13 protein-coding genes are annotated in these 23495 nt (G+C 42.6%); 9 read left to right on the top strand and 4 right to left on the bottom strand.

The annotated features are described in order from the left end of the window. The first annotated feature begins 269 nt into the window (after positions 1–269). Both GCA01S_RS06225 and GCA01S_RS06220 read left to right on the top strand, forming a co-directional pair. Complete coding sequence (locus tag GCA01S_RS06225) at positions 270–1676, top strand: N-acetylmuramoyl-L-alanine amidase (protein ID WP_042408209.1); 1407 nt, start codon at positions 270–272, stop codon at positions 1674–1676. Between the two features lie 79 nt (positions 1677–1755). Beyond that, complete coding sequence (locus GCA01S_RS06220) at positions 1756–3675, top strand: S8 family serine peptidase (protein ID WP_042408206.1); 1920 nt, start codon at positions 1756–1758, stop codon at positions 3673–3675. 41 nt (positions 3676–3716) lie between these two features. Here GCA01S_RS06220 and GCA01S_RS06215 read toward each other — a convergent pair whose 3' ends face one another. Continuing rightward, a complete protein-coding gene (locus GCA01S_RS06215) occupies positions 3717–7382 on the bottom strand; it encodes a S8 family peptidase (protein WP_042408203.1) in 3666 nt (1221 codons plus the stop codon). A gap of 215 nt (positions 7383–7597) precedes the next feature. On the opposite strand from GCA01S_RS06215, the gene GCA01S_RS06210 reads away from it, so the two are divergent. After that, on the top strand, positions 7598–8599 hold the full coding sequence (locus tag GCA01S_RS06210; protein ID WP_255212265.1) for a C40 family peptidase: 1002 nt from the start codon (positions 7598–7600) through the stop codon (positions 8597–8599). A 278-nt stretch (positions 8600–8877) separates the two neighbouring features. Continuing rightward, positions 8878–10764 (top strand): S-layer homology domain-containing protein, encoded by a 1887-nt coding sequence (locus GCA01S_RS06205; protein WP_042408202.1) that lies wholly within the window; start codon positions 8878–8880, stop codon positions 10762–10764. Positions 10765–10801: 37 nt separating this feature from the next. On the opposite strand, the gene murJ is transcribed toward GCA01S_RS06205, so the two are convergent. The 3 genes from murJ to csaB all read right to left on the bottom strand — a co-directional run bounded on the left by murJ (position 10802) and on the right by csaB (position 14702). Continuing rightward, complete coding sequence (gene murJ / locus GCA01S_RS06200; protein ID WP_042408199.1) at positions 10802–12325, bottom strand: murein biosynthesis integral membrane protein MurJ; 1524 nt, start codon at positions 12323–12325, stop codon at positions 10802–10804. A 68-nt stretch (positions 12326–12393) separates the two neighbouring features. After that, the gene (locus GCA01S_RS06195; RefSeq protein ID WP_042408196.1) at positions 12394–13566 is read right to left on the bottom strand and encodes a glycosyltransferase family 4 protein; all 1173 of its coding nucleotides are present in this window, start codon (positions 13564–13566) and stop codon (positions 12394–12396) included. Positions 13567–13589: 23 nt separating this feature from the next. Then, complete coding sequence (gene csaB, locus GCA01S_RS06190; protein ID WP_042408269.1) at positions 13590–14702, bottom strand: polysaccharide pyruvyl transferase CsaB; 1113 nt, start codon at positions 14700–14702, stop codon at positions 13590–13592. A gap of 224 nt (positions 14703–14926) precedes the next feature. Here csaB and GCA01S_RS06185 point away from each other — a divergent pair, with 224 nt between their 5' ends. The 5 genes from GCA01S_RS06185 (at position 14927) to GCA01S_RS18990 (ending at position 22881) form a co-directional block, all read left to right on the top strand. After that, positions 14927–16201 (top strand): nucleotide sugar dehydrogenase, encoded by a 1275-nt coding sequence (locus tag GCA01S_RS06185; protein WP_042408193.1) that lies wholly within the window; start codon positions 14927–14929, stop codon positions 16199–16201. 24 nt (positions 16202–16225) lie between these two features. Next, positions 16226–16951 carry a WecB/TagA/CpsF family glycosyltransferase gene (locus tag GCA01S_RS06180; RefSeq protein ID WP_017436434.1) on the top strand — a complete coding sequence of 242 codons (726 nt, stop codon included), beginning with the start codon at positions 16226–16228 and terminating at the stop codon, positions 16949–16951. A 56-nt stretch (positions 16952–17007) separates the two neighbouring features. After that, entirely contained in the window at positions 17008–18117 is a 1110-nt protein-coding gene (locus GCA01S_RS06175) for a glycosyltransferase family 4 protein (protein ID WP_042408190.1), read from the top strand. Between the two features lie 38 nt (positions 18118–18155). Beyond that, the gene (locus tag GCA01S_RS06170; protein ID WP_042408187.1) at positions 18156–19559 is read left to right on the top strand and encodes an O-antigen ligase family protein; all 1404 of its coding nucleotides are present in this window, start codon (positions 18156–18158) and stop codon (positions 19557–19559) included. A 427-nt stretch (positions 19560–19986) separates the two neighbouring features. Next, a complete protein-coding gene (locus tag GCA01S_RS18990; RefSeq protein WP_052510024.1) occupies positions 19987–22881 on the top strand; it encodes an S-layer homology domain-containing protein in 2895 nt (964 codons plus the stop codon). Positions 22882–23495: the final 614 nt, after the last annotated feature.

The raw sequence follows: 23495 nt of genomic DNA, 5'->3' as shown, positions 1-23495 counted from the left end.
AAGCAAACAAAAGGAAAGATTTCCCCTTTACAGCCAATCGATTCAAGCGGTCTGCCACGAATGCCTCTTCGCAAGAACCTCGCGCACCAAGCCATCCAACAAGGACATGCTGATGGTTATCCCTACAAGATGAAAAAGTACTTCCATACGAAATGTGAGAAATATGGCTCAAAGTCTATGATAAGGAAAAGGAACCATTTTTTATTTAGAAAACATGAAGTTTGTGGTAGAATAGTAGAAAAATATATCAAAAAAGGGAGAAAGGATGTATGAGAAAAGGAGTATTTGTCGCTTTTTGTCTGTTGTTGGCCGCAGTACTCATCGGTCCTGTTGGTCACACTAGCGCTGCTCCATATTTTCGTGATGTTGGCACGACTCATCGCGCTGCAAAAGAAATTTATTATTTAGCGCAAGGGAAAATGGTTCAAGGCAGTTCATCTGGATATTTTTATCCATCTAAAAATGTGACAAGAGCAGAGGCTGCGGCCATTATTGGAAGAACGCTTAATTTCGATGGAACACAGAGAGCAACAAAATTTAAAGATGTAGGCAAAGGGAATTTTGCTTCGGGATACATACAAGAAGCAGTTGAAAAAAACATTATTAGCGGTTACAATGATGGTACTTTTCGTCCTAATCAGTTTGTTACGCGGGGAGAAATGGCGCTGCTTATCAACCGCGCTTATTCGCTTGGCGGAAACACGATATCGACAGCGATCCAGCAACTAATGGCGAAAGGGATTGCCCAAGGGCTTGCGGATGGAACGTTTGGTCAAGATCAACCGATTATACGTGCCGATTTTGCGGTGTTTATTGCAAGAGCCATTAATCCAAAATTCCGGGTCCATTATCAATTCACAGCTGTTCAACAAGCAACGGTAAATGCGTCAACTTTGAATGTCCGTCAAGGACCATCCACCAACTTTAGTACTGTGGCTGTATTGAAAAAAGGAGAAAAAGTAGAGATCTTACATATTGTTGGTAATTGGGCATATGTTCGCGCTTCGGGAATAGAAGGTTTTGTACATACTGCTTACCTTAGTGGAATGAGTCCATCTAACCCAACGGACCGGCTGTTGCAATATGTAAAAACGCAAACCATTATCATCGATCCTGGGCATGGTGACTATGACCCTGGAGCAGTGGCAAATGGATTAAAAGAAAAGGATATTAATCTCAGCGTCGCTTTAAAAGTAAAGTCATTATTTGAAGATACAGGATTTCGTATTGCTTTAACGCGCGAAAAAGATGTATTTGTCCCGCTAAGCGGCAGGGTTGATTTTGCGAAAAAGATGAATGGAGATATATTTGTCAGCATCCATACGAATTCAGGCGGCGGAACGGGCACGGAAACGTACTATTATAGTGCGGCAGCGACAAATCCATATGTAGAAAAAAGCAAGAAGCTCGCTCAATGTATCCAAAAACGGTTAGTCGAAGCATGGAATGCAGCGGACCGTGGAGTGAAAAAAGGAGATTTGCACGTTCTTCGGGAAAATAATATGCCTGCGGTTTTAGTGGAGTTAGGTTTTATTGATCGTAAAGAAGATGCCAAAAAGTTAGGCTCTTCATACTGGCAGGGAGAAGCAGCGAAAGCTATTTATCTCGGAATATTAGACTATTACGCATCCGAATCAGGATTGAACTTTCAGCCTTTATACGACCGTGTTCAATGAAATATTTATACCGCCGTGTTCAATGAAATAGTAAAATAGAGAATAGTAGCAGATTTTCTCGCATGAGAGGTTATTTCATATGAAAAAATGGTGTCTCGTTTTTTTCAGTGCTGTTCTCGTGATGATGAGTTTTCTGCCCGCTGCTTCCACTTTTGCATCTGAAACAAAGCGGATCAATGTGATTATTCTTTTTAAAAAGCATGTCGACGAAAAAGCAGTGGAACAGCTGCAAGGAAAAGTGTATCAGCGGTTTGACGTGATTCCAGCTTTATCTGCCAATGTGCCGTTGGCTTCTATGGATCTTTTGCGGCAATTACCGGGAGTAGAATACATTCAGCAGGATGAAACCGTTACGATTGACGGACAGGTGGTAGGCTGGGGCATAACGAAAACAAAAGCAACCGGCATGCACGTCCGTGGCGTTACGGGTAAAGGCGTGAAGATCGCCATTTTAGATACAGGAATTGATACGAATCATCCTGATTTACATGTATCGGGCGGTGCGTGCATGTTATCCTATTGCCCTAATGCTTATAATGATGATAACGGACACGGCACCCATGTGGCAGGTATTATCGCGGCGAAAAATAATCATATTGGGGTGCTTGGAGTAGCTCCGGAGGCAAGCATCTATGCGGTGAAAGTATTGGACCGCTTCGGCGAAGGAACGATATCGACTGTTTTAGCAGGGATTGAATGGGCGATACAAAACCATATGGATATTATTAACTTGAGTTTTGCTGCTTCAGAAGGTTCTCCTGTGCTAAAAGAAGCCATTGATAAAGCATATCAGAAAGGAATTTTGGTGGTCGCGGCGGCTGGAAACAACGGCAACGAAAAAGGAACAGGAGATACCGTCGAATATCCTGCGAAATATGACAGTGCGATCGCCGTTGCAGCCATCAACAACCAAAACGTTCGCGTTGCTTATTCTGCAACAGGCCCAGCAGTCGAGGTTGCAGCGCCTGGTGAAAACATTTACAGCACCGTTCCTGTTGCCTGTGATTTGGACGGCAATCCGGACGGATATACATGGATGGCGGGGACGTCCATGGCAGCTCCATTTGTCAGCGGTATATTAGCCTTATATAAGCAGCAGTATCCGAATAAAACGAATGTCGAACTTCGCCAAATGTTAAGGGCAAATGCGATGGATTTAGGCACGCCTGGAAAAGATGATTGGTACGGCTATGGATTAGTACAGGCAGAACAAAATAAACCGCCGCAGCTGAAAGTGAAGCTGCAATCCAATGCAGCGGGAGTAGTAAACTTTTCTGTTACGCCGCTTGCTGACAGTATTCAAGGATATAATGTGTATCGCGATGGAAAGCAAATAAAAAAGCTGCAGTCTAGTTCGTCATTTACAGACTACGTGCTCAAAGGAACTTACCGCTATCAGTTTTCTTCTGTATATAGCGATGGAACAGAATCAGCATTGTCTAATCCGATCACCGTAACCCTTTCAGAACCAGATTACAAAGATTTGACAAACGGCATTTGGTACACGCCCCACATTGTTTATTTATTCAGCAAGGGAATTGTTACTGGATATAATAACGGTACGATCAAGCCTAATGATTTTGTAACGCGTGCCGAAGCGGTAACGATGTTAGGACGGGCGTTGCATTTGGATTCGACAAAACGGTCTACCGTTTTTAAAGATGTGGGCTCTGCTAATTCCGCGTCTGGATATATTCAATCTGCATATGAGCGAGGGTTGGTAAATGGGTTTCCAGATGGTACGTTTCGTCCGCAACAGCCTATCACCCGCGCGGAAACAGCAATGCTGTTAGCGAAGGCGTACCAACTCCCTAGTGCTTCTTCCATTACGTTTAAAGACGTTACCGACAAGGTGACGGGGCATGCGGAAATTTATAAAATGGCTGCAGCAAACATTACAAAAGGGTATCCTGATGGTACGTTTAGACCTTATCAGCTTGTGAAGCGGCTAGAGCTTTTCGTTTTCATCGCCCGCGCTGAAAATGACATATTCAAATAGAAGGCTGCCTCCCTAATGGAAGGCAGCCTTTCTTGACTTTGTTATTCTTTTCGCACAATGAGTTTATATGGGTTAATGCTTGCATTGCCAAATGCATCTTCCACTTTGATAAAGTATTTTCCTTTCTTTAATTTTAATTTCAAATATTCGGCGTCCCCGCTGATATAGTAATCTGCTTTTCCAACTTGTTTGCCTTTTGCATCATAAACGCTGATCACCCCATCAAGGTCGGAAGGCAGTTCGAGCTTAAATTTATATGCTCGTTCTTCATTCGCCGTAAACACATAGTAATCAACATCGCCGTTATTGTTGGTAACATTCATATAACCGGTATTATAGAATGTGTTTTTATTCGGTTTTTTCAATGGAAGCGGTTTTGATGGAATGTTATTTTTCACCGTCGAATTTTTGTCTTCATCTTGCAAGGCAGCTTTTGCCAATGTAAATTGGTATGGCATTAGCGAAGTATCTCCGAAATAATTCAGAGTAACGATAAAGTATCCTTTTGGTTTCACCGCTTTAAAGGCACCACGCTCTGCTTCATTGGAAAAGCCGCGGTCGGTTATCCATTCTTTTCCTTCCTCTTCCTTGTCTAATTTTTTGTTGCCATTCGTATCTTCGATGACAATCACTACCGGGTCAATCGGCGTTAACAGTTCTTTTGGCAGTTTGGCGTATTTCGCAGGAACGCTTAGCGGAGTCATCGCAAATCCGTAAAGCCCGTTTTGGTCTGGTTTGAAGTAGTAAATATCTATATCTTGGGCGGAAGCAAAGTTTCCTGTAATTGCTTTTAGTCTGATGTTTGTTGCTTTTTCAAAGTCATCGTTATTCTCGAATTTATCTGCTGTATTGCTTGCCAGCAGCGTCGACGTAAACGTATAGGCTTTCACGGATGGACGATACATTTTTTCCGTTAGTTGAATATAGTAAGTTTGCCCGCCTTTTAGACCGATTTGATAGCGATCTTTTGGTTCAAAGCCGTAATCAGAAAGGTTAGAACCGAGATGGGAGAATTCTTTTTGTTTTTCGTTATAAACGAATATGCTCATGCTTGGAACCTCATGATTTTCATCTGCGGCAAAGCGGAACTCGTAAATTCCGTTTTGCTTAGGCGTAAAGGCAAACCAATCTTCATCTCCGCTGTATTGAAAATATCCGCTTACCGTTTGGCTTAAATCATAAGGTTGTGCCGCGTTAAGAACGTTTTCGATCCCATCGTCCTCGCTAGAGAGCATCCCTGGATCCGAGATAACTGCGCTTCGTTTCTCTTTTAATGCTTCTTTTTTCGCTAAATATGCTTCGATGTTTCCTTTCGTTAGCTCTTCTTCCGGTATTTCCTCTTCCATTGGAAAACCATCCTCATCTGCTGGCAAAGTGGTTGCATCAATCGTTAACTGGTAAGGCAAGTGAGAAGAGAAGTTTCTTGTTAAATCCATTTCCGGTTCTCCAAAAAGGGACGTCATCAATGGATCAAGGGTTGGTTTATTCGTAACCTCAATCATATATTCCATGCCCGGTATCGCATTAAATGTGAGTTCCTCCCCTTCGCCGTACCCTTTCATGTTGACGGAATCAATCATAAATTGATTTTCCGCCGGCTGTTCACCAGGTTGTTCTCCAGGCTGTTCTTCGGGTTGTTCTTCAGGCGTTTGCTCCGTTTCTCCGTCAGAGCTTGGTTCTTCTTCCAGTTTTTCGATGGCATATAAGTTGATGGTGGAATCAATTCCAGGCACTCCTGTTAGCGAAACATGAACCGTTTGCTCCGTTCCATCCTCCGATTCTGGTACTGTAAAACGGAAGTAATCGCTGTCTCCCGGCAGCGGTTTTGTTTCTTCTTCCTGCTCTGTATCTTTCGGAGCTTCTTCTTTCGCAGGCTCTTCCGTTTTTATACTTTCATCTGTTGGGGTTTCCGTGTCTGTCAGCTCGTTTGTAAAGAAAAGTGGTCCATGTTCGCGTTGCGAATGATATGGCAATGATTGAATAATGAAAGGATTTTCTGCATTGTTGCCATCGTCGAGTTTGTTCTTTGTTCGGTCAATGGAAAGGGTATAGCGCGATTTTCCGCTTTCGCTATAGTTGCCGAGCGCGTCTTTTACACCGATCACCAGCGTTCCGTCTTGCGGGGCTTCAAATAAGTAGCCTTCTTCTTTACCTTGCAATGTATCATTCACTGGCACTTTTGTAGACGGTGCTGCTTTGCCGGCAGGGAAGAATAAGATGTCCAATTTATAGTCGTAGTCGGCGGATCCTTTCAATTTTGTTTGAATGTAATCTCCTTTTTGAACTTTCAATTGATACCAGTCCGTTTGATTCAACTTCTTAATGGTGCCAGTTTGTACAGAATAGGACGTTACGTTGATGTTTTTTGCCTTCTTTAACAAATCTTTTTCCGCAATATTCGGATTGGCTGGGATGTTTTTGGGATTAAACTGCAGCGCCGCAACCGGATTGACTAAGCCATAACCGTATTTGAGGTCGTATCCTTTTTCCCCCAAATCTTTCGCCGTCTTATTTAAAATATAATTAATTTCATACGGTGTCAGCTTTGGATTTTTCGACAGCAGCATCGCTACTGTTGCCGTCACCATTGGCGTTGCCATGGACGTTCCGCTTAGTTTTGCAAACGTTGATTTTTTGTCGATATCGTAAATGGAACTGTAAATATCTTCCCCAGGGGCGACGACATCGACAGCAGGGCCATAAGTAGAGAAATCAGCGAGTTCATTCTTTGCATTGGTTGCTCCCACTCCGATTACACCTTCAAAAGCAGCTGGGTATTCATATGTATTGATCCCGGAGTTGCCAGCTGCGGCGACAACGGTAATATTTGCGGCAACGGCCTTTTTAATCGCTTCCTCGACAATGGGAGAAGGGACAGGGGAACCTAAGCTTAAATTGATCACTTGTGCCTTTTGGCGAATCGCTTCTAAAATTCCTTCTGCCACAATGTAATCGGAACTGAAAAAGGAACGGTTAAACACGTCGATCGAGATAATTTGCGCATTTGGGAACACGCCATATCCACCGATCCCGTTTCCTTTCTCCCCTGCGATGATTCCGGCAACGTGCGTGCCGTGAACATCAACGGCTCCTTTTTGCATAGGATTCATAACATTATAGTTTGAAATAATTTTATTCTTTAATTCAGGGTGATGGACGTCGATTCCGGTGTCGACGACTGCTACTTTGACAGGATGCTTGCCGGCTAGTGCAAGAGCTTTGTTTACTTGCAATGTTGTAAGATGATACATGTCGTAGCTTTTTGCATCATCGACAGCGGCTCTCGAAAAATATGCGCTGCGTGATACAGAAATGACATTTGGATTTTTTGCATAGGCGCTAACAACATCTTCTAACTTTTTCTTTCCCGTTATTTGCACGACATCATAATGCAAAGAAGAAATTCGTCTGACAAGTTTTGTTCCAGCTTTTTGGTGTTCTGTTGATGAAAGTACATTTTTATACTTGACAATCAGCACAGTTTCGCTAAACAACTGTTTTTCCTTATCCTTTTGCACCGTGCTTGCTTTTACTTCGTTTGTAGAATGATAAAGGCCAAATCGATTCAACAGTTGGTTAGCGGTTTCTTGTTGTTTTATTTCCGCGGCAGAGACAGAGACGTTCGCATAAGGGAGAATTCCCCCAAATGCTAAAGATAAAGCCATTCCTAAGGTAAGTAGTTTTTTAGATTGGTTTCTCTTCTTCAAAAAAATTTCTCCCTCCTAATTTAATTTATAAAAAGATTATCACTTTTTTATAATATTATCATATTTTTGAAGAAAATTCCTCTATTTTTTCAAAGAATTCATTTTGAGTAATATATTTGTAATACATATGTAAAATAGTAATTCGCTAAAATTTGTTAAAATTTCTTTATAATTGTTAAAGTTTGAGAAAAATCGTCGAGAATAGGCAGGTGATGATGGTGAAAAAAGCGCTTTCTTTTTTGCTGATGCTTACATTCCTCATTAGCGGCCTTCCGAGAGCTTACGCGGAAAACAACCGCGATGAAGTTGTAAAAATGGCAAAAGAACAGCTTGGCGCTCCTTATCGATTCGGTGGTACTACCCCAAGCGGATTTGATTGCTCCGGGTTTGTTCAATATGTATTTGATGCAGTCGGAATTGCACTGCCGAGAACAACCAGTGAACAATATGAAACGGGAGTTGCCGTAAACAAGGAAGATTTGCTGCCTGGTGATTTAGTATTTTTTAAGAATACATATAAGTCCGGAATTTCTCATTCAGGCATATACATAGGAAACGATGAATTCATCAGCGCAACAACGAGCCAGGGCGTCTCCATCGCATCCATAAACAACCCGTATTGGGGGCCAAAGTTTGCCGGCGGTAGACGCGTCATTGAGGAGCCGCTTCCACCTGGGCAATTTTATGATGTCAGTCCGGATCATCCGGCATATCAAGCGATCAGTGAGCTAGGCAAAGCCGGAATCATCCATGGATTTGAAGGTTCTTATTTCAAACCGGACCTTCCCGTTACAAGAGGACAAGCAGCTGCGATATTAAATCGCTATTTAAAACTACCTGCCCCTTCGACAAAATCGTTTTCCGATGTTTCGTTAGGAATGTCCTTCGCAAAAGACATTGCCGCCATGAAAGAAGCAGGAATTATATTCGGATATAAAGATGGTACGTTCCGCCCTTATGAAAATATTACAAGAACGCAAATGGCTGTCATTATCGACCGCGCGTTTCGACTTAGTCAAAGTCCAGCCATTGCCGGAGCGGCGGTCAAATATAATGATGTACATCCAAGCTTTTGGGCATATCCGTCGATTATTGCGATCAAAGCGGTCGATCGTACGGGGGTATTTAACAGCTCCAGCTTCCACGGCGGCATGGATGCAACAAGAATGGCCTTTGCATCGGCGGTTTACAGCGCGATTCAGGCCTCTCAAAAATAAGCAAAACGGCACGGAGCTTCATGTGGGTTCACTTCGTGCCGTTTTTTTGTCCATTTGTCACTTATGAATGACACCATAGCAATCATGCAAAAGGATAAAAAATCCAGATGATGATGGATTTCGCAGAAAAAATAGGTCGTACAGGAAATATTTAAATTTCGATTCTTACATATTTTTGTCATATTTGATAGAATAAAATAGAATGATGTAGGAATCAATTTCTTTCATATACATATTTATCGAAATCTACTAAAACATAGCAGGGAGGAGTAGAAACATTGAGGTTACTTGCCAGTCTTTTTTTAGTTTTTGGTTTATTGTTTACTAATATTTCCGTTTCGTTCGCAGATGATATTACAGGAATTGCGCTTGAAGAAGAAATGCGCGCGATGGTGAACCAAGGAATCGTTGAAGGATATCCTGATGGCCATTATCGTCCTAACGACCCTGTCACTCGCGGCCAGTTTGCTACGTTTGTTGCCAGAGCGTTACAGCTTCCGGAAGGATCGGGACACTTTTCCGACGTGTCGCCATCTTCCAAATTAGCCGATGGCATTTACAAAGCGAGCGCGGCGGGAATCGTTCAAGGATATTCGAACGGCACGTTTGGCGTGTACAATAAAATTACAAGAGAAGAAATGGCGGTAATGATTGACCGCGCGCTAGATTATTTAGGAATAGAGAAAAAGCAGGCATCGCTCGACCATTTTACTGATGTGGATGGGCTCTATTCGACTTCAAAAATTGCAATCTCTCATAATGTGTATTATGGCATTATTCGCGGAATTCCAAACACGGATGGAAAAACGTTCCGCTTTGACCCGAAAGCGTATGCGACAAGAGCGCACGCCGCTGCTTTTCTTTATCGTTTGCTTGAAGTGTGGGCGGAGCAGACGCCGGAAATGGCGTATCAAGTCGCTGTCATTCAAAACGGGCAATTAACGCCGCTGCCAAAGCGCTACGCTACGTTTGCACAGGCAGAAGCAGCCGTTACGAATTGGGCTTCGCAAGTGATTGTGCAAGGCACCAAAATTGTTAAAATGGCTAGCGGAAACGTCATTGCCCAACCGTCTCCTGGAAAATCAACCACAATAATCTATGAATCTACTTTAAGCAAGTCCCTTACGTATGTTGCGCCAAATACGGAAATGAAATATTTAGGCGCGGACGAAGAAAAAGTGAAAGTGCAAATCGCCAATACGATTGGGTATGTGAAACAGTCAGAAGTGATGCTTGTGCCAACTGCCTTGCTGCAAGGCCGGTCGTATTATATGGCGAAAAAAGGGGAATTGTATCATTACATTTACAATACGACAAGCAACAAATACGCAGTACCCTATCTGTACGGAAAAGCCCCGTCGTTTATGCAAGATGGGCAAAAGTATTACAGTTGGGACGGCGAAACGTTTTATAACGGGGCAGGCAAGCTCGTCGGCACGGCATATCAATACTTTAACGTCCTGCCAATTCGTACGAAAACAAATTATACAGCTGAAGAATTGAATAAGTTTGCTGCCGCGAATCGCTCCGACAGTCCGCTGAAGACGTTAGGAGAGGCGTTTAAAAAAGCAGAGAAAACATACAACGTCAATGCGCTTTATTTGTTGGCGCATGCGATTCTTGAGAGCAATGGGGGAACTAGCCAAATTGCGAAAGAGAAGAAAAACTTATTCGGCATTCAGGCGGTTGATAGCGATCCGCTCAACAGTGCTATGACATTTAATTCCTTTGAAGATTGCATCAACTATATGGCACAGACGATGATATCGAATGGATATGCCAATCCAAAGAGCTGGAAGTATAATGGAGCGGTTCTTGGTGATAAGACGATTGGTTTTAACGTTCTTTACGCGTCTGACCCATATTGGGGGCAAAAAATTGCTGGACTTATGTATCAGGCTGACAAATTTTTAGGCTGGAAAGACTGGGGTAAATATACCATTACGGGAACGACAACAGAAGGAGTCAAAGTTCGTCGTGAACCGAATACGAATGAGTCTCCATTGTACACATATAAGTTGAATAACACTCCGGTTATTAAGCTGGGGGAAACAGCGAAACAGCCAGACGGCTACGTTTGGTATAAAATCCACACCGATTTGCCTACTGGTGAGGACGCATATATCCGCAGCGACTTATTAAAACCGCTGCTAATCGCAAAATAAACGAGGCAAGCAAACAGCTTGCCTCGTTTTTTTTTTGTTATACTGCCCTCTGTTTGGTTTTGACCATACGGAGAAGACGGTAAAAACCATCGCGATAAAAGAAGTAGGTGCCAACCATATAGAACACGACTCCAATCGGCACCAGAACGGCAAGTTGAAGAAGGGAGTACCAATGTCCAACGGGTGTCCAGTATTTTACCACATATAATGGAACGGCCATGATAGCAGTTGGCAGACTGACGCGGGCAATCAACCAAAATAGTTTTTTTGTTTCCCCCTGTTCAAACTCTTTATATACGGAAATGGTGCACGCCGTTAAATAATAGAAGGAAACAAGCGAACTAGATAAAGCTAGTCCAGGGTAGCCAAGCGGTTTCACCAATAAATAATCTAATAATGTGTTTAATACGATGGTCGTGACGCTAATTCGCAGGACAATCGCCGTTTTTCCCTTCGCGTACATCGATTTTGAAACAATATATTGCAGCCCTTGCGTAACAATAAGAGGCAAATAAAACAGCAAAGCGATGTACGTGTTATGGGTGTCTTCCGCTGTAAATCTGCCTCGTTCGTAGACAAAGGAAATGGCGGCGTCACCTACAAACAGCAAGCCTGCCGCAATCGGCATGAGTGTCATGAGAGACAATTCCATTCCCGTAAAGAACGTTTGTTGAAATTTACGTTGATCGTCTACCTGCTCGGACAACAGTGTAAACAAAATGGCGGCGATGGTCGTACCGTAAATGGTATGGGGAATGCTGACTAACAATGATGCGTTGTTTAAATATGTCACTGCTCCTTCTATGGTTCCAGAAGCAAACATTTTATCGATAAACATGTTCATTTGTCCGACAAACGCGTTTAATAATGACGGTACAAGCAAGACGAGAAACGTTTGGCGAAATTCTTTATCCACTGCAAATGTCGGCGACCAGCGATAGCCGCTTTTTTGTAAGTAGAAAAACATCAGCACGATGCCTAATATAATGCCAAACACAAACCCGTAAGCAAGGCTGTATATTCCCCACACATCCGAAAAAAGAAGAGCAAACACCGCTCCCATTAAGGTGGCAAGCAGTTTCGAAATTTGCGATGGTACGAAAATGCGCCGTCCTTGCAAATAGGAGTCAAGAATTCCGTTTAAGGCAATGGCGCTCATAAATAGGAAAAAGATTTGGGTAATCTCGACAGCGACTTTTTCTGTCGTCGGCGTCATATTGCCAAAAATAATCGGGACGAACGAAGGAACGAAGAAATACCCAATGACCGTAACGAGAAGGAAAATCGCCACTGTTGCGTTCATAATGCCGTTGGCGTTTTGTTCCGCTGCTTCAGGATCCTTTTTTTTCTTCTGTATATATAAAGGAAGAAATACGTTATTAAATCCGCCGGAAATGATCGCCAACACGAGCGTAATAAACGAAAATGCCAATAAATAGCCGTCTGTGTATTCATTTGCCCCAAACTGTTTGGCAATAATGCTCTCGCGAAGAAAACCGGATAATTTGACGAGCAACGCAAGCAACGTAATCCAAAGCGCCGTTCGTTTTAATGATGACATCTGTCTCACTTCCTTATAAAAAAATCGAAAAAAGGCTGTCTCTAAAGGGCTACGAGACAGCCGCATTTTTATTGCTGTAACGCTGCTGCATAGATTTCTTCATACTTTTTCGCTGCAGCCAAGTGGGAATATTCCTCTTCAATTTTTCGTCTTGCTTCTTTCGCAAGCCTTTGTCCGATTTCCGGATGATCAAGCAAGTAAATGATAGCTTGGGCAAGCTGATCGACGTTTTTCTCTTCCACCAGAAGACCATCATGTTCATGGCGGACAATTTCTTTTAGACCGCCGACGGCGGAAGCGATGAGCGGGGAGCCAGATCCCATCGCTTCGAGAGCGGAAATGGACGTCGCTTCCTCTACGCCCGCTGAATGAACGCTTGGCACAAGAACGATATCCGATAGCGCATAATATTCTTTAATCGCTTCATGCGGAATCGCTCCTAACAACTTTGTTTTCTCTTCTAATCCTTTTTCGTGAATCAGTGATTTTAATTCTTGAAAGGCTTCGCCCATGCCGGCATAGACGAGCATCGTATTCGGATATTTTTCGAGCACTTGTGGAAGCGCGAGTACAGGATAAATGACGCCGTTTTTCTTCGTCAGACGCCTTGGAACAAAAATAATGTTCGTATCTTCGGCAAAGCCGTGTTTGCGGCGGTAAGCAAGACGATTTTCTTTATCTGGCTTAAAACTGTTAATGTCAATAAAGTTGCGAATCGCTGTCGCCTCTACGCCTGCTTTCTCAAAAACATAATTTTTGATGCGCTGGTCGACCGTAACAATTTTTCTTGTTTTTGTATAGGCTTCGACTTCTTTTTGCAATAAATAACGGGCTTGCCGGCTTCCTTCTACAACAGAGCCGCGGCTGATTGCTTCATATGTCATATATCCATGCACGGTCGTGACGGTCGGAATCCCCGTTTCTACCGCCGCAAGCGTTGCGAATACTTCTTGGGCGTTAATGATGTCGTATCCTTTCGATTTATGCTGTTCGATCAAGCGATAAAGCATTTTTTGCCGGACGTGATGGCTCCAAATAATTCCGCTGCCTTTCGATAGTTTGTTCAAAATAAAACTTGGCCCTTTTGCGAGTAGATTTTGGCTTACAGGGCTAATATCGCTGAAGGAGAGAACATCGACTTCATGTCCTCTCGCTTCCAATCCGGCTTTTAATGTGGTGACATGGGTCGATAATCCTCCAGCGTGAGGATAATCGAAGACGGTAGCTAATAATATTTTCATCTTTCATCTTCTCCTTAAGAGAATTAATGTACGAGAAATTTTTCCTTTAACAACCGAATGTTTTCCATCGCATCTTTACGCATGGATTCGGCGTTTTTCTGCACGATTTCGCTTAATTGGTCGCGATGGCTGAGCACGTATTTGGCGTTCGCAATCAAACGTTCCACGTCGATTTCTCCTAAGCGGAAAGAATATTCCCACATTCCCGAGCGTTTCAATAAACTTTCCACTTTTTTATCATAGCTGATGCCGATGTGCGGGACTCCAGTAAGTGCGGAGAAAATGAGTGAATGCAGTCGCATGCCGATTGTCATCCGGCAGCGGCTAATAAAGTGCAAATATTGGTTTGGCGTAAAGTCCGGACCAAGAAGATGACATGCGTCTTTCCGCTTCATTTTTTCTATTACTTGTTTGGAGGCTCTCACGTCATGATGACCTTCCATCGGCACGAAAACAGGGGTAATAGTTTCTTCCTCTATTAAGCGATCGAGCGCTTCCGCCAACTGTGAATAATATTCCTCATGGTGAAACCATGGTCGGACGGAAACAGCAACGAGCTTTTCGTCTCCTTTTAACGGAAGGCTATCAAAGCAGGCATCATCCACTTTATGTTTAAACGCAAAGACGATATCCGCTGTGACGACTGTCTCTGGTTTGGTGACTCCGAGTTTATGCAGCAATTCTTTCGAATATTGGTCACGTACGGTAATAAAGTCAGCCATATTGGCGAAAACTTTCATTAATATTTTTCCCCATGTCGTATTTACAGGACCGATGCCTTGCGAGAAAAACATTACTTTCGTTCCACAAAGCTTTGCAAGAAAGACAATTAATAAATAATAAGGAAGAGGTCCGAATAGAAATCTCGTCGGATATGTATCTTGCAGCAATCCTCCTCCTCCGCTAATGAGCAAATCCGCTTCGCGTAATGCTTTGATTTTTTTTCTATTATCATGACGCCATCCGCGGTAAACACTTTTCACGTTATGCGTTTTTGCCGTTTTTTCTGGAGAAAGAGAAAATACGGTGATTTCCGGATGATCCAATTCTGCGCGAAGATTGTCGATAATCGCTTCCAGAATCGCTTCATCCCCAGTATTTCCAAGACCGTAAAAACCTGAAATAACGATTTTCAAAGAAACGTTTCCTCCCTCTATCCAATATCGTTTTTTCTTAAAAATAATTTCTGCCACAAAAATCAACCTTAATTGTAGCATTTGCCTATTCTATATTCAATGATGCAAAATATGTCGTAATTTGATATACTATATCATGATTGACAAAAACGGCTTGCAGTGAGCATAATGAAGCGTGGCAAGTACATTTGCCAATTTCTAAACCAAAGCGAGGTTTTTTTGCGATGAAAAAAGTTTGTGTAGTTGGACTAGGATATATTGGACTGCCGACATCAGCGATTTTCGCGAATGCTGGCTTTGAAGTCGTCGGTGTGGATGTAAACGAAAAAGTCGTACAAACATTGAACACAGGCGAAATACATATTGAAGAAAACGGGTTGCCTGAACTTTTCAAAAAAGTAGTGCAAGAAGGCAAGTTCAGAGCTTCACTTGTTCCCGAAAAGGCAGATGTGTTTATTATCGCCGTTCCAACACCGATTCACGAAGACTATACAGCAAATATTGATTATGTCGTGGACGCGACGAAATCGATCGTTCCTTATTTAGAAAAAGGAAATGTTGTTATTGTGGAATCGACGATTCCGCCTCGCACGATGGATGATGTCGTCGCGCCGATTATTCGCGAACACGGGTTAGATCCAGAAAAAGACATTTATTTGGCGCATTGCCCTGAACGGGTATTGCCAGGTCGTATTTTAATTGAACTTGTTGAAAATACAAGAATTGTCGGCGGTGTCACGAAAGAAGCGGCGAAAAAAGCGGCTGACGTATACCGCGCCATCGTCAAAGGCGAAGTGATCGAAACAGAAGCCGTCACCGCCGAAATGTCGAAGTTAATGGAAAACACGTTTAGAGATGTCAATATCGCACTTGCCAATGAACTGGTTAAAATTTCGCAACGGATTGGCGTGGATGCGCACAAAGTCATTGAGCTGGCAAACAAACATCCTCGTGTCAACATCCATTTGCCGGGCCCTGGCGTCGGAGGTCACTGTTTGGCCGTTGACCCTTATTTTATTATCGAAAAAGCGAAAGAAGAATCACCGTTAATCCAAACGGCTCGACGCATTAATAATTCCATGCCGTATTTTGTCGTGGAACAAATTCAACGCATGACCGCCGAACTTGCGTCCCCAAAAGTGGCGATTTTTGGCTTGACGTATAAAGGAAATACGGATGACGTGCGGGAAAGCCCGGCGATTAAAATCTATGAATTATTAAAGCAGCACAGCCGGTTCGAAGTGCGCGCGTACGATCCGCATGTCAAACAAGAGCAAGTATCTTTTCCGCTTTCTACGTTGGAAGAAGCCGTTCATGGCGCGCACTTAGTTGTCGTTCTCGCTGACCATAACGAATTTAAAAACATGAAAGCGGAAGATTTTGCAGCGATGAAAACAAAGGTCATTTTCGATACGAAAAACTGCGTACATCTTAACGATGAAAGCATAACGGTATATAAAATAGGAAATTTATATTCTGTTAAAGCAATCCAAGAATAACAGCCAAAGAGAGTATGATCGGTGATGGGGAAAGAAAAATATTTAGACGTGTATGTTTCCACGCTAAATTACGACGAAATTCTTGCCGATATCGAAAAGAGAATGGCAGCAGGAGAAAAATCAACGATTGTTGCGGTGAATCCGGAAAAGCTCATTGCCGCCAGTAAAGACGAAAACGTCAAACAGCTCATTAACTCGGCGACGTATCAAATTCCCGACGGCATTGGGGTCGTGCTCGCATCAAAGCTGAAAGGCGGACGCATCACCTCGCGCGTGACGGGGATTGATATGATGGAGCGGTTAATTGAGCTTTCCGCGAAAAAAGGGTATCGCGTGTTCTTATTTGGCGCGAAAGAAGAGGTCGTCAAAAAAGCGAAGGAAAATCTCGAAGCAAAATATCCTGGATTGCAAATCGTCGGTTACTCCAACGGCTACGTCAACGATTACGATTCGCTTATCCAAAAAATTAATGAGTCGAATGCTGATATTTTATTTGTGGCGCTCGGAAGCCCTCGGCAAGAGCTGTGGATCAAAACATATATGAACGATTTGAACGTGAAAGTGCTGCAAGGCGTCGGCGGAAGCTTCGACGTGTTCGCGGGGCATGTCAAACGGGCGCCAAAACTGTTCCGCAATCTTGGGTTAGAATGGTTTTACCGCCTTGTGACAGACCCGAAACGGTTCAAACGGCAGCTTGCATTGCCAAAGTTTTTATGGAAAGTGTTATGGGAAAAACCATCGGTGGAATGACCGGCTTGGTCCAATAAGTCGTGTCTCGTTCATTCCAACAGCAAGGGGAGATTCGGTTGAAAGTATTGCACGTCATTAGCGGCGGGGAAACGGGAGGGTCGCGCAAACACGTCGTCACCCTGTTATCTAAATTCCCGAAGGAGACGGCAACGCTCGTGGTGTTTCAAGAAGGGCCGCTCGCGAAAGAAGCGCGGGAACATCATATTGATGTCCGCCTTCTTCCGCAATCGTCCCGCTATGATTTATCTGTCTTGCATAAGCTCGTGGAGCTTATTCAGCACGAGCGCTATGATTTGTTGCATACGCATGGTCCGAGAGCCAATTTATATGGCGCGCTGATCAAGCGGAAAATCGGGATTCCGTGGATGACGACGATTCATAGCGACCCGCGCCTTGATTTTATGAAATCGGGATTAAAAGGCTTCCTTTTTACCCGCTTAAATTTATGGGCGCTAAAAAAAGTCGATTATTTCTTTGCCGTGTCCGAGCGGTTTAAAGACAATCTCGTCGCCTTTGGCATTCCGAAAGAACGGATCAAGACGATTTACAACGGCATCGACTTCAACGAAACATCTCCTGACCATCTGCTGCAACGAACCCATGTTGGCGTGAACGAAGACGATTTTGTCATCGCTATGGTCGCAAGATTGCATCCCATTAAAGGTCATGCGCTTGTATTCGAAGCGCTCCAATCGCTGCCGTATCGTGACATCAAGCTGCTAGTCGTCGGAGACGGCCCGCTGGAAGAGGAGCTGAAAGAAAAGGCGGCGAAGCTGCAAATCGAAAATCAAGTGAAATTTCTTGGGTTTCGTCGCGATATCGCCGCCATTTATTCCCTCTCTGACGTCGCGCTCATGGCTTCTTACAGCGAAAGCTTTCCGTTAGCCTTGCTCGAAGCGGCCAACGAACGCATTCCCGTCATTTCCACCGATGTTGGCGGAGTTAGACAGCTCATTGCCTCTAAGGAGATGGGATGGATCGTTCCTGTCGGCGACAGCGCGGCGCTGGCTGGGGCAATCCAAGAAGCGCGCGAAAAAAAGCAGCAATTAAAACAAATGGGGCAGACGTTGTACGAATACGCCTCTTCCCATTTTTCGTTACATCGCTTGTACAAAGAAACAATCACTACTTACCAAAATGTGCTGGAGAAACATCATCAAAAATGATTTTTGTAAATCGAAGTGAGTAAAAAGGAGTTTAAGCGATGCGTCTTCAACAACCGTTTACTTATTATGCTGTGATTTTATCTCTGTTTCTCGTTCCGCTTGTTTCTTATAAAACGTATATCGGTCCTTTGCCGCTGTCAGCGGAAGTCGTGATGATTCCGTTGTTAACAATCGCCGCTATCGTAGATTATGCGCAGAAAAGAATCGCGTTGAATGATTTCAACATAAAGCCGATCGCAGTGGCGTTTCTGTTATATTTCATCATTGCGGTTATTTCGTTAACGCAAGCGGTCAGCCTTGCTCCAGCCGCAATGGAGCTTGCCCGCTATCTTTCGTACGTTGTCTTGTTTCTGATTGTCGTGAAAGTTCGCTTTACACGCGAACAATATATCCACTTTGCAAAAGTGTTTGGCCTATCCGTTTTGATCATCGGTGTTTACGGAATTGTGCAGTACATTTTCGGCATTTCTTTGAATACCGCTGGGTTGTATGCCCTAAAGGAAGCGAAGGGACGCGTAGACTCAACGCTGGTGAATCCCAATTACTATGCCTCTTTTCTTAATTTTGTCATTCCGACTTTAGTGTTACTAGCGGTTGTATATTTCAAAGATAAAAAAGCGCAGCTATTGATGTTCGCGCTGTATGGCATTTACGTAATTAATTTGGTGCTCACCTATACGCGCGCGGCCTGGGTGGCGATGATCGGCGGTTTCGTATTAATGGTCTTGCTCATTCCGAAAGATTTCATCAAAAACGCCGTTCGTCCGCATATACTTCTCTCTTTCGTTGTCTTGCTTACGGTTGTCTATTTCATGCCAGATGTCCAGTCCCGTACGTATTCGGCGCTGTATGCAATGGAGAAAATTCTCGTTCGCAACCTTCCAGGCCATGTCACCGATACTGATCATTCACAAGGGGAAGGCGGAGGATTTTTTACACAAGAACCGGAAGAAGAAGGAAAAGCAGAGGATGAAGCGACGACGAGCCGCGCTGTTGTCTCCCGTGTCACACTATGGAAAACGGGATGGGTGATGATGAAAGAAAACCCTATCCTTGGTGTTGGCATCGGAAATTATCTGGTGAGATACAAAGACTATGTTACAAAATATCCAGAACTGTATATCGGGCATGACCAGTATTCCGTGCACAACTCATATTTAAAGGTCGGCGCGGAAACAGGATTTATTGGGCTAGCCGCATTTTTGGCCATCTATGTCATCTATTACGTGTACTTGCTCCGCCTTTATTTTTCCGCCGCCAACCGGTTAAGCAAGATCGTTGTCATCGGGTTGATCGCCGGAAGCGCTACGTTCATGGTGCAAAACTTGTCTAACAATCTCATTTTCATCCCGCAGTTGAACACGATCTTTTGGCTTGTGTCGGGACTGGCCATCGCCTTTGTGCATCAAAATAAAGAAAAACCAGCAAGCATGCAGCAATAAGCTGCATGCTTTTTTTTTTACAAAAAACATCCATGAGTAAATTTTACTCCCCGCCAGACATGAAAATAGCCCTAACCACGCATGGATTTGCTATTTTCACAGAAAAGTAATTTACAATTTTTCTATTTATGTAGAATGTCCGTTATGGAAAATTAACGTTTATTAGCCAAATAAAACATTTGTTACATAAAAAACGCATGTGATGAGAATTTTGTAAAAAAACAGTTGAAAAATCCTATGTCTTTGGTAGAATAGTAATAGAGTTTGGGAGTTTTGGAGTTTTTATGTTTATGATTCATGCCTTTTCTACTATGAAATGGCTCATAGAAAGGCTTTTACAGCTCCTAATCTCGGTAACTGATCGATGGTATTTATGATACCTTCGATTCATCATAAAAATATACACAAAACGGGGAGGAAATCATTCATGGCTTATCAACCTAAGTCCTATCGCAAGTTTGTTGCAACAACTGCAACAGCTGCCATGGTCGCATCTGCGGTAGCTCCTGTAGTATCTGCTGCAGCAGGCTTCACAGATGTTGCATCGCAATACAAAGATGCAGTTGATTTCTTAGTATCAGCAGGTGTAAAAGGTAAATCTGAAACAAAATTCGGTGTTTACGATGAAATCACTCGTCTAGATGCAGCAGTGATCCTTGCAAAAGTATTAAAACTGGACGTTGACAATGCAAAAGACGCAGGCTTCACAGATGTGCCAAAAGACCGTGCAAAATACGTCAACGCGCTTGTAGATGCTGGCGTACTAAACGGTAAAGCAGCTGGCAAATTCGGTGCATACGACAAACTAACTCGCGCTGAAATGGCAAAAATCATTGCGAATGCTTACAAATTAAAAGGTGACGATGTAACACTTCCATTCACGGATGTAAACGATACATGGGCACCATACGTAAAAGCGCTTTACAAAAACGGAATCACAAAAGGTAAATCTGAAACTAAATTTGGTGCTAACGACAACATCACTCGCGGTGATTTTGCGGTATTTGTATATAGAGCGGCGAATGTTGATGTAGCTCCACAAGTGGTTTCGGTAAGTGCGATTAACGCTAAAACATTAGAAGTTAAATTTAACAAAGCTGTTGACGATACTAAAGCTAAATTTGAAGTAAAACGTGGCAATATCACTGCTAACGTTTCAAAAATCACTTGGAATAAAGATAAAACTGCAGCTCAAATTGAACTTGCAAGCAAATTATTTGCTGGAGATTATACTGTAAACGTAACAGGTTTAGCAGACCAAGTATTGACTGGAACTGTTAAAGTTGAAAACGAAAAAGTTGCAAAAATTGAAATTGCTTCCGATCTTGCAGTATTAACAGGTACTTCTTCGGTTAGCGTTGGTTACAAAGTGTATAACCAATATGGTGAAGATATCACTGCAAAAACAACAATCACTGCAACATCAAGTTCTGGTTCTGCATCTGCAGACGCAGCGAAAGGTATCGTTAATATTACAGGTTTAACAAATCCTAAAGCAGGTGACAAATTAAGCTTAACGCTCGTTCATGGCGAAACTGCAACTGCAACAAGTAAAGTATTAACTGTTAGTGATGCTTCAAAAGTAAGCGAAGTAACAATTGAAGGTCTTTACAATGCTGATAAAAAAGAACTTAGTGAAGACACTAGAGATGCTGATTTCTACCTATTAATCAATGCAAAAGATCAGTATGGTAACGAATTGAAAGCTAGTGATTTAAATGCGAGCAGTGTAGTTGTTAACTCTTCAAACCCACTAGTTGCGAAAGCTACAGCTAGCGATTTTAAAGAAATCACAGTAGATGGCAAAAAACGTATTGCATTGAAACTTGATACTTCAACTGCAACAGCTGGTAAAACAACAGTTTCAATCATTTCACTAGCATCTGCAAAAGTTGCACAATATGAAGTTGAAGTTAAAGAAGGAGCAAAGGTAGATAACTTTGTTCTTTCTCAACCTGAACTAGCTGTAGCAAAAGAAAAAGTTGTGCTTCCATTCGAGGCTTACGATAAACAAGGAAACAAAGTTGATAAATATGAATTATTGAATGCAGTTCGAGTTACTTCAACAGCGGGGAGTGTTGCATTTGTTAAAGATGCAAAAGCAAATACTACAAACCTTGTATTAGACTTAACAAGTGTCACTAATCCAACAAAAGTAACAGTAACAGCTATTACACCAACTCAAAAAGTTGTGAACCTCGTTGTTGATGTAAAAGAAGCAGCTAAGCCAGTTTACATTGCTGGTGTGAAAGATGTTACTACTAACGTAGAAGTAGGTCAAAAATTTGAACTTGGACTAAGCAATATTGTAGTAAAAGACCAATATGAGCGTGAGTTCAAATTAACTGATAAAGTAGGTACGGGCGCAGGTCAATATCAAATTAAGGCTATGATTCCATCTAATACAGTTCTTGACTTTGTTTCATCTCAAGATACAATTGACGCTAATGCAGATAAAATTGTTCTTAAAGGTCAAGCTAAAGGAACAGAAACAGTTACTCTTACGCTTCTTGATAATGCAGGAAATCCTATTGCAGGTAGCGAATTTAGCTTTACTTCTCGCGTAGCAGCAGCTGATGAATATGTATCATACGAAGTAAAAGCAATTGACCCATTATATGATGATTCTAAAGTGGATATCAATGCCGCTTCAGATACTGATTCTTATGTTCGTGATGTTGTAGTATATGGTGTATTAGCGAATGGTCAGAAAGTTGTACTTCCATCAAGCGCATACACTGTTACAAGCTCTACAAAAGGTATTGAAGTAATTCAACCAAACACATCACACGGTTATCAATTAAACGTTCAAGCTGCTGAAACTTCAGGAACAGGAACATCACTTGTTCAATATGCAAAAGATGCCACTGAGGCAAAAGGTACTGCAGTAATTACTATTAATGCTAATGGTAAACAGTTAACACAAGAGTTTACAATTACACAAGCGAAACCTCAAGTAGCTTCTGTTAAATTTGATAAAAATCTCGTGGACAACGGTGTTGCTAACGTAGCTGATTCATCTGGTAATATTAGTGCTGCTAATCTGTTTGCATTAGTAACAGGAGCAACTGTAGAGGATCAATATGGTGAAACAGTAACAATCAACCCTGCAAATGGTGCAATTACTTTTGCAGACACAACTACAGCATCATCATCAATTCTAGTTACTGACTATACAAGTGTCGGCACAGCAAATCATACAATTATTGGTAACGGTACTGCTTCTGTGGCTATCTCTGGAGCTGATAATGGTGAAACGTTTAAAGCAACATTTAACTTTGGTGGATATCAAGTACCTGTAAAAGTAGTTGTTGGTGACTAATCTTCTTAGGAAATAGTGCTTTATCATCGAGCGAAATATATCGAAAAGCTCTGCGGAGAGAAATCTCTGCTGGGCTTTTCTTTTTTCCTTCCTTTTCTTCGATTAAAAAGAAAAAAGGCAAAGTGGCAATGGCTTTCCTCTGAAATGGATGATATCTAGTGATCTGAAACCTTAATCAACACCTCTTCTCTTTTCCGTTTTATTTCGTTTCCAAAAACGGACCAGTGAAGAATAAGCACTTTTAGCCTGTTCACTTTTAACTGCTCTTTCCCAGACAGACTCCAGTTGGTCCGGTGCCTGTCACCACTACTCGGAAAATGTCAAAAGTTCTGCAGAGGGAATTTTCTGCAAGACTTTTTATTCTCTTATACGCTGCTATGCCTATGCCACGCCACAAACCGCTTCTTCCTTCTCTTTATTTCTCTCGATCCCATTCCTTCCCACAGTCAGGACATTGCCATTTAATTACTGGATCTTCCTCTAGACTTGATATGCCAATTTTTCTGCTAAAATGGGTAGCATTGCCGTAATGACGTTGTCATTCTTTTGGAATCGGATCTCCCTGCAAATCAGCGCCGCAGTATGGGCAGAATTCTTTGTTCTCGTCCATGCTT

Source organism: Parageobacillus caldoxylosilyticus NBRC 107762 (assembly GCF_000632715.1).
Taxonomy (GTDB): domain Bacteria; phylum Bacillota; class Bacilli; order Bacillales; family Anoxybacillaceae; genus Saccharococcus; species Saccharococcus caldoxylosilyticus.
This window is presented reverse-complemented; position numbering and strand designations above follow the sequence as displayed.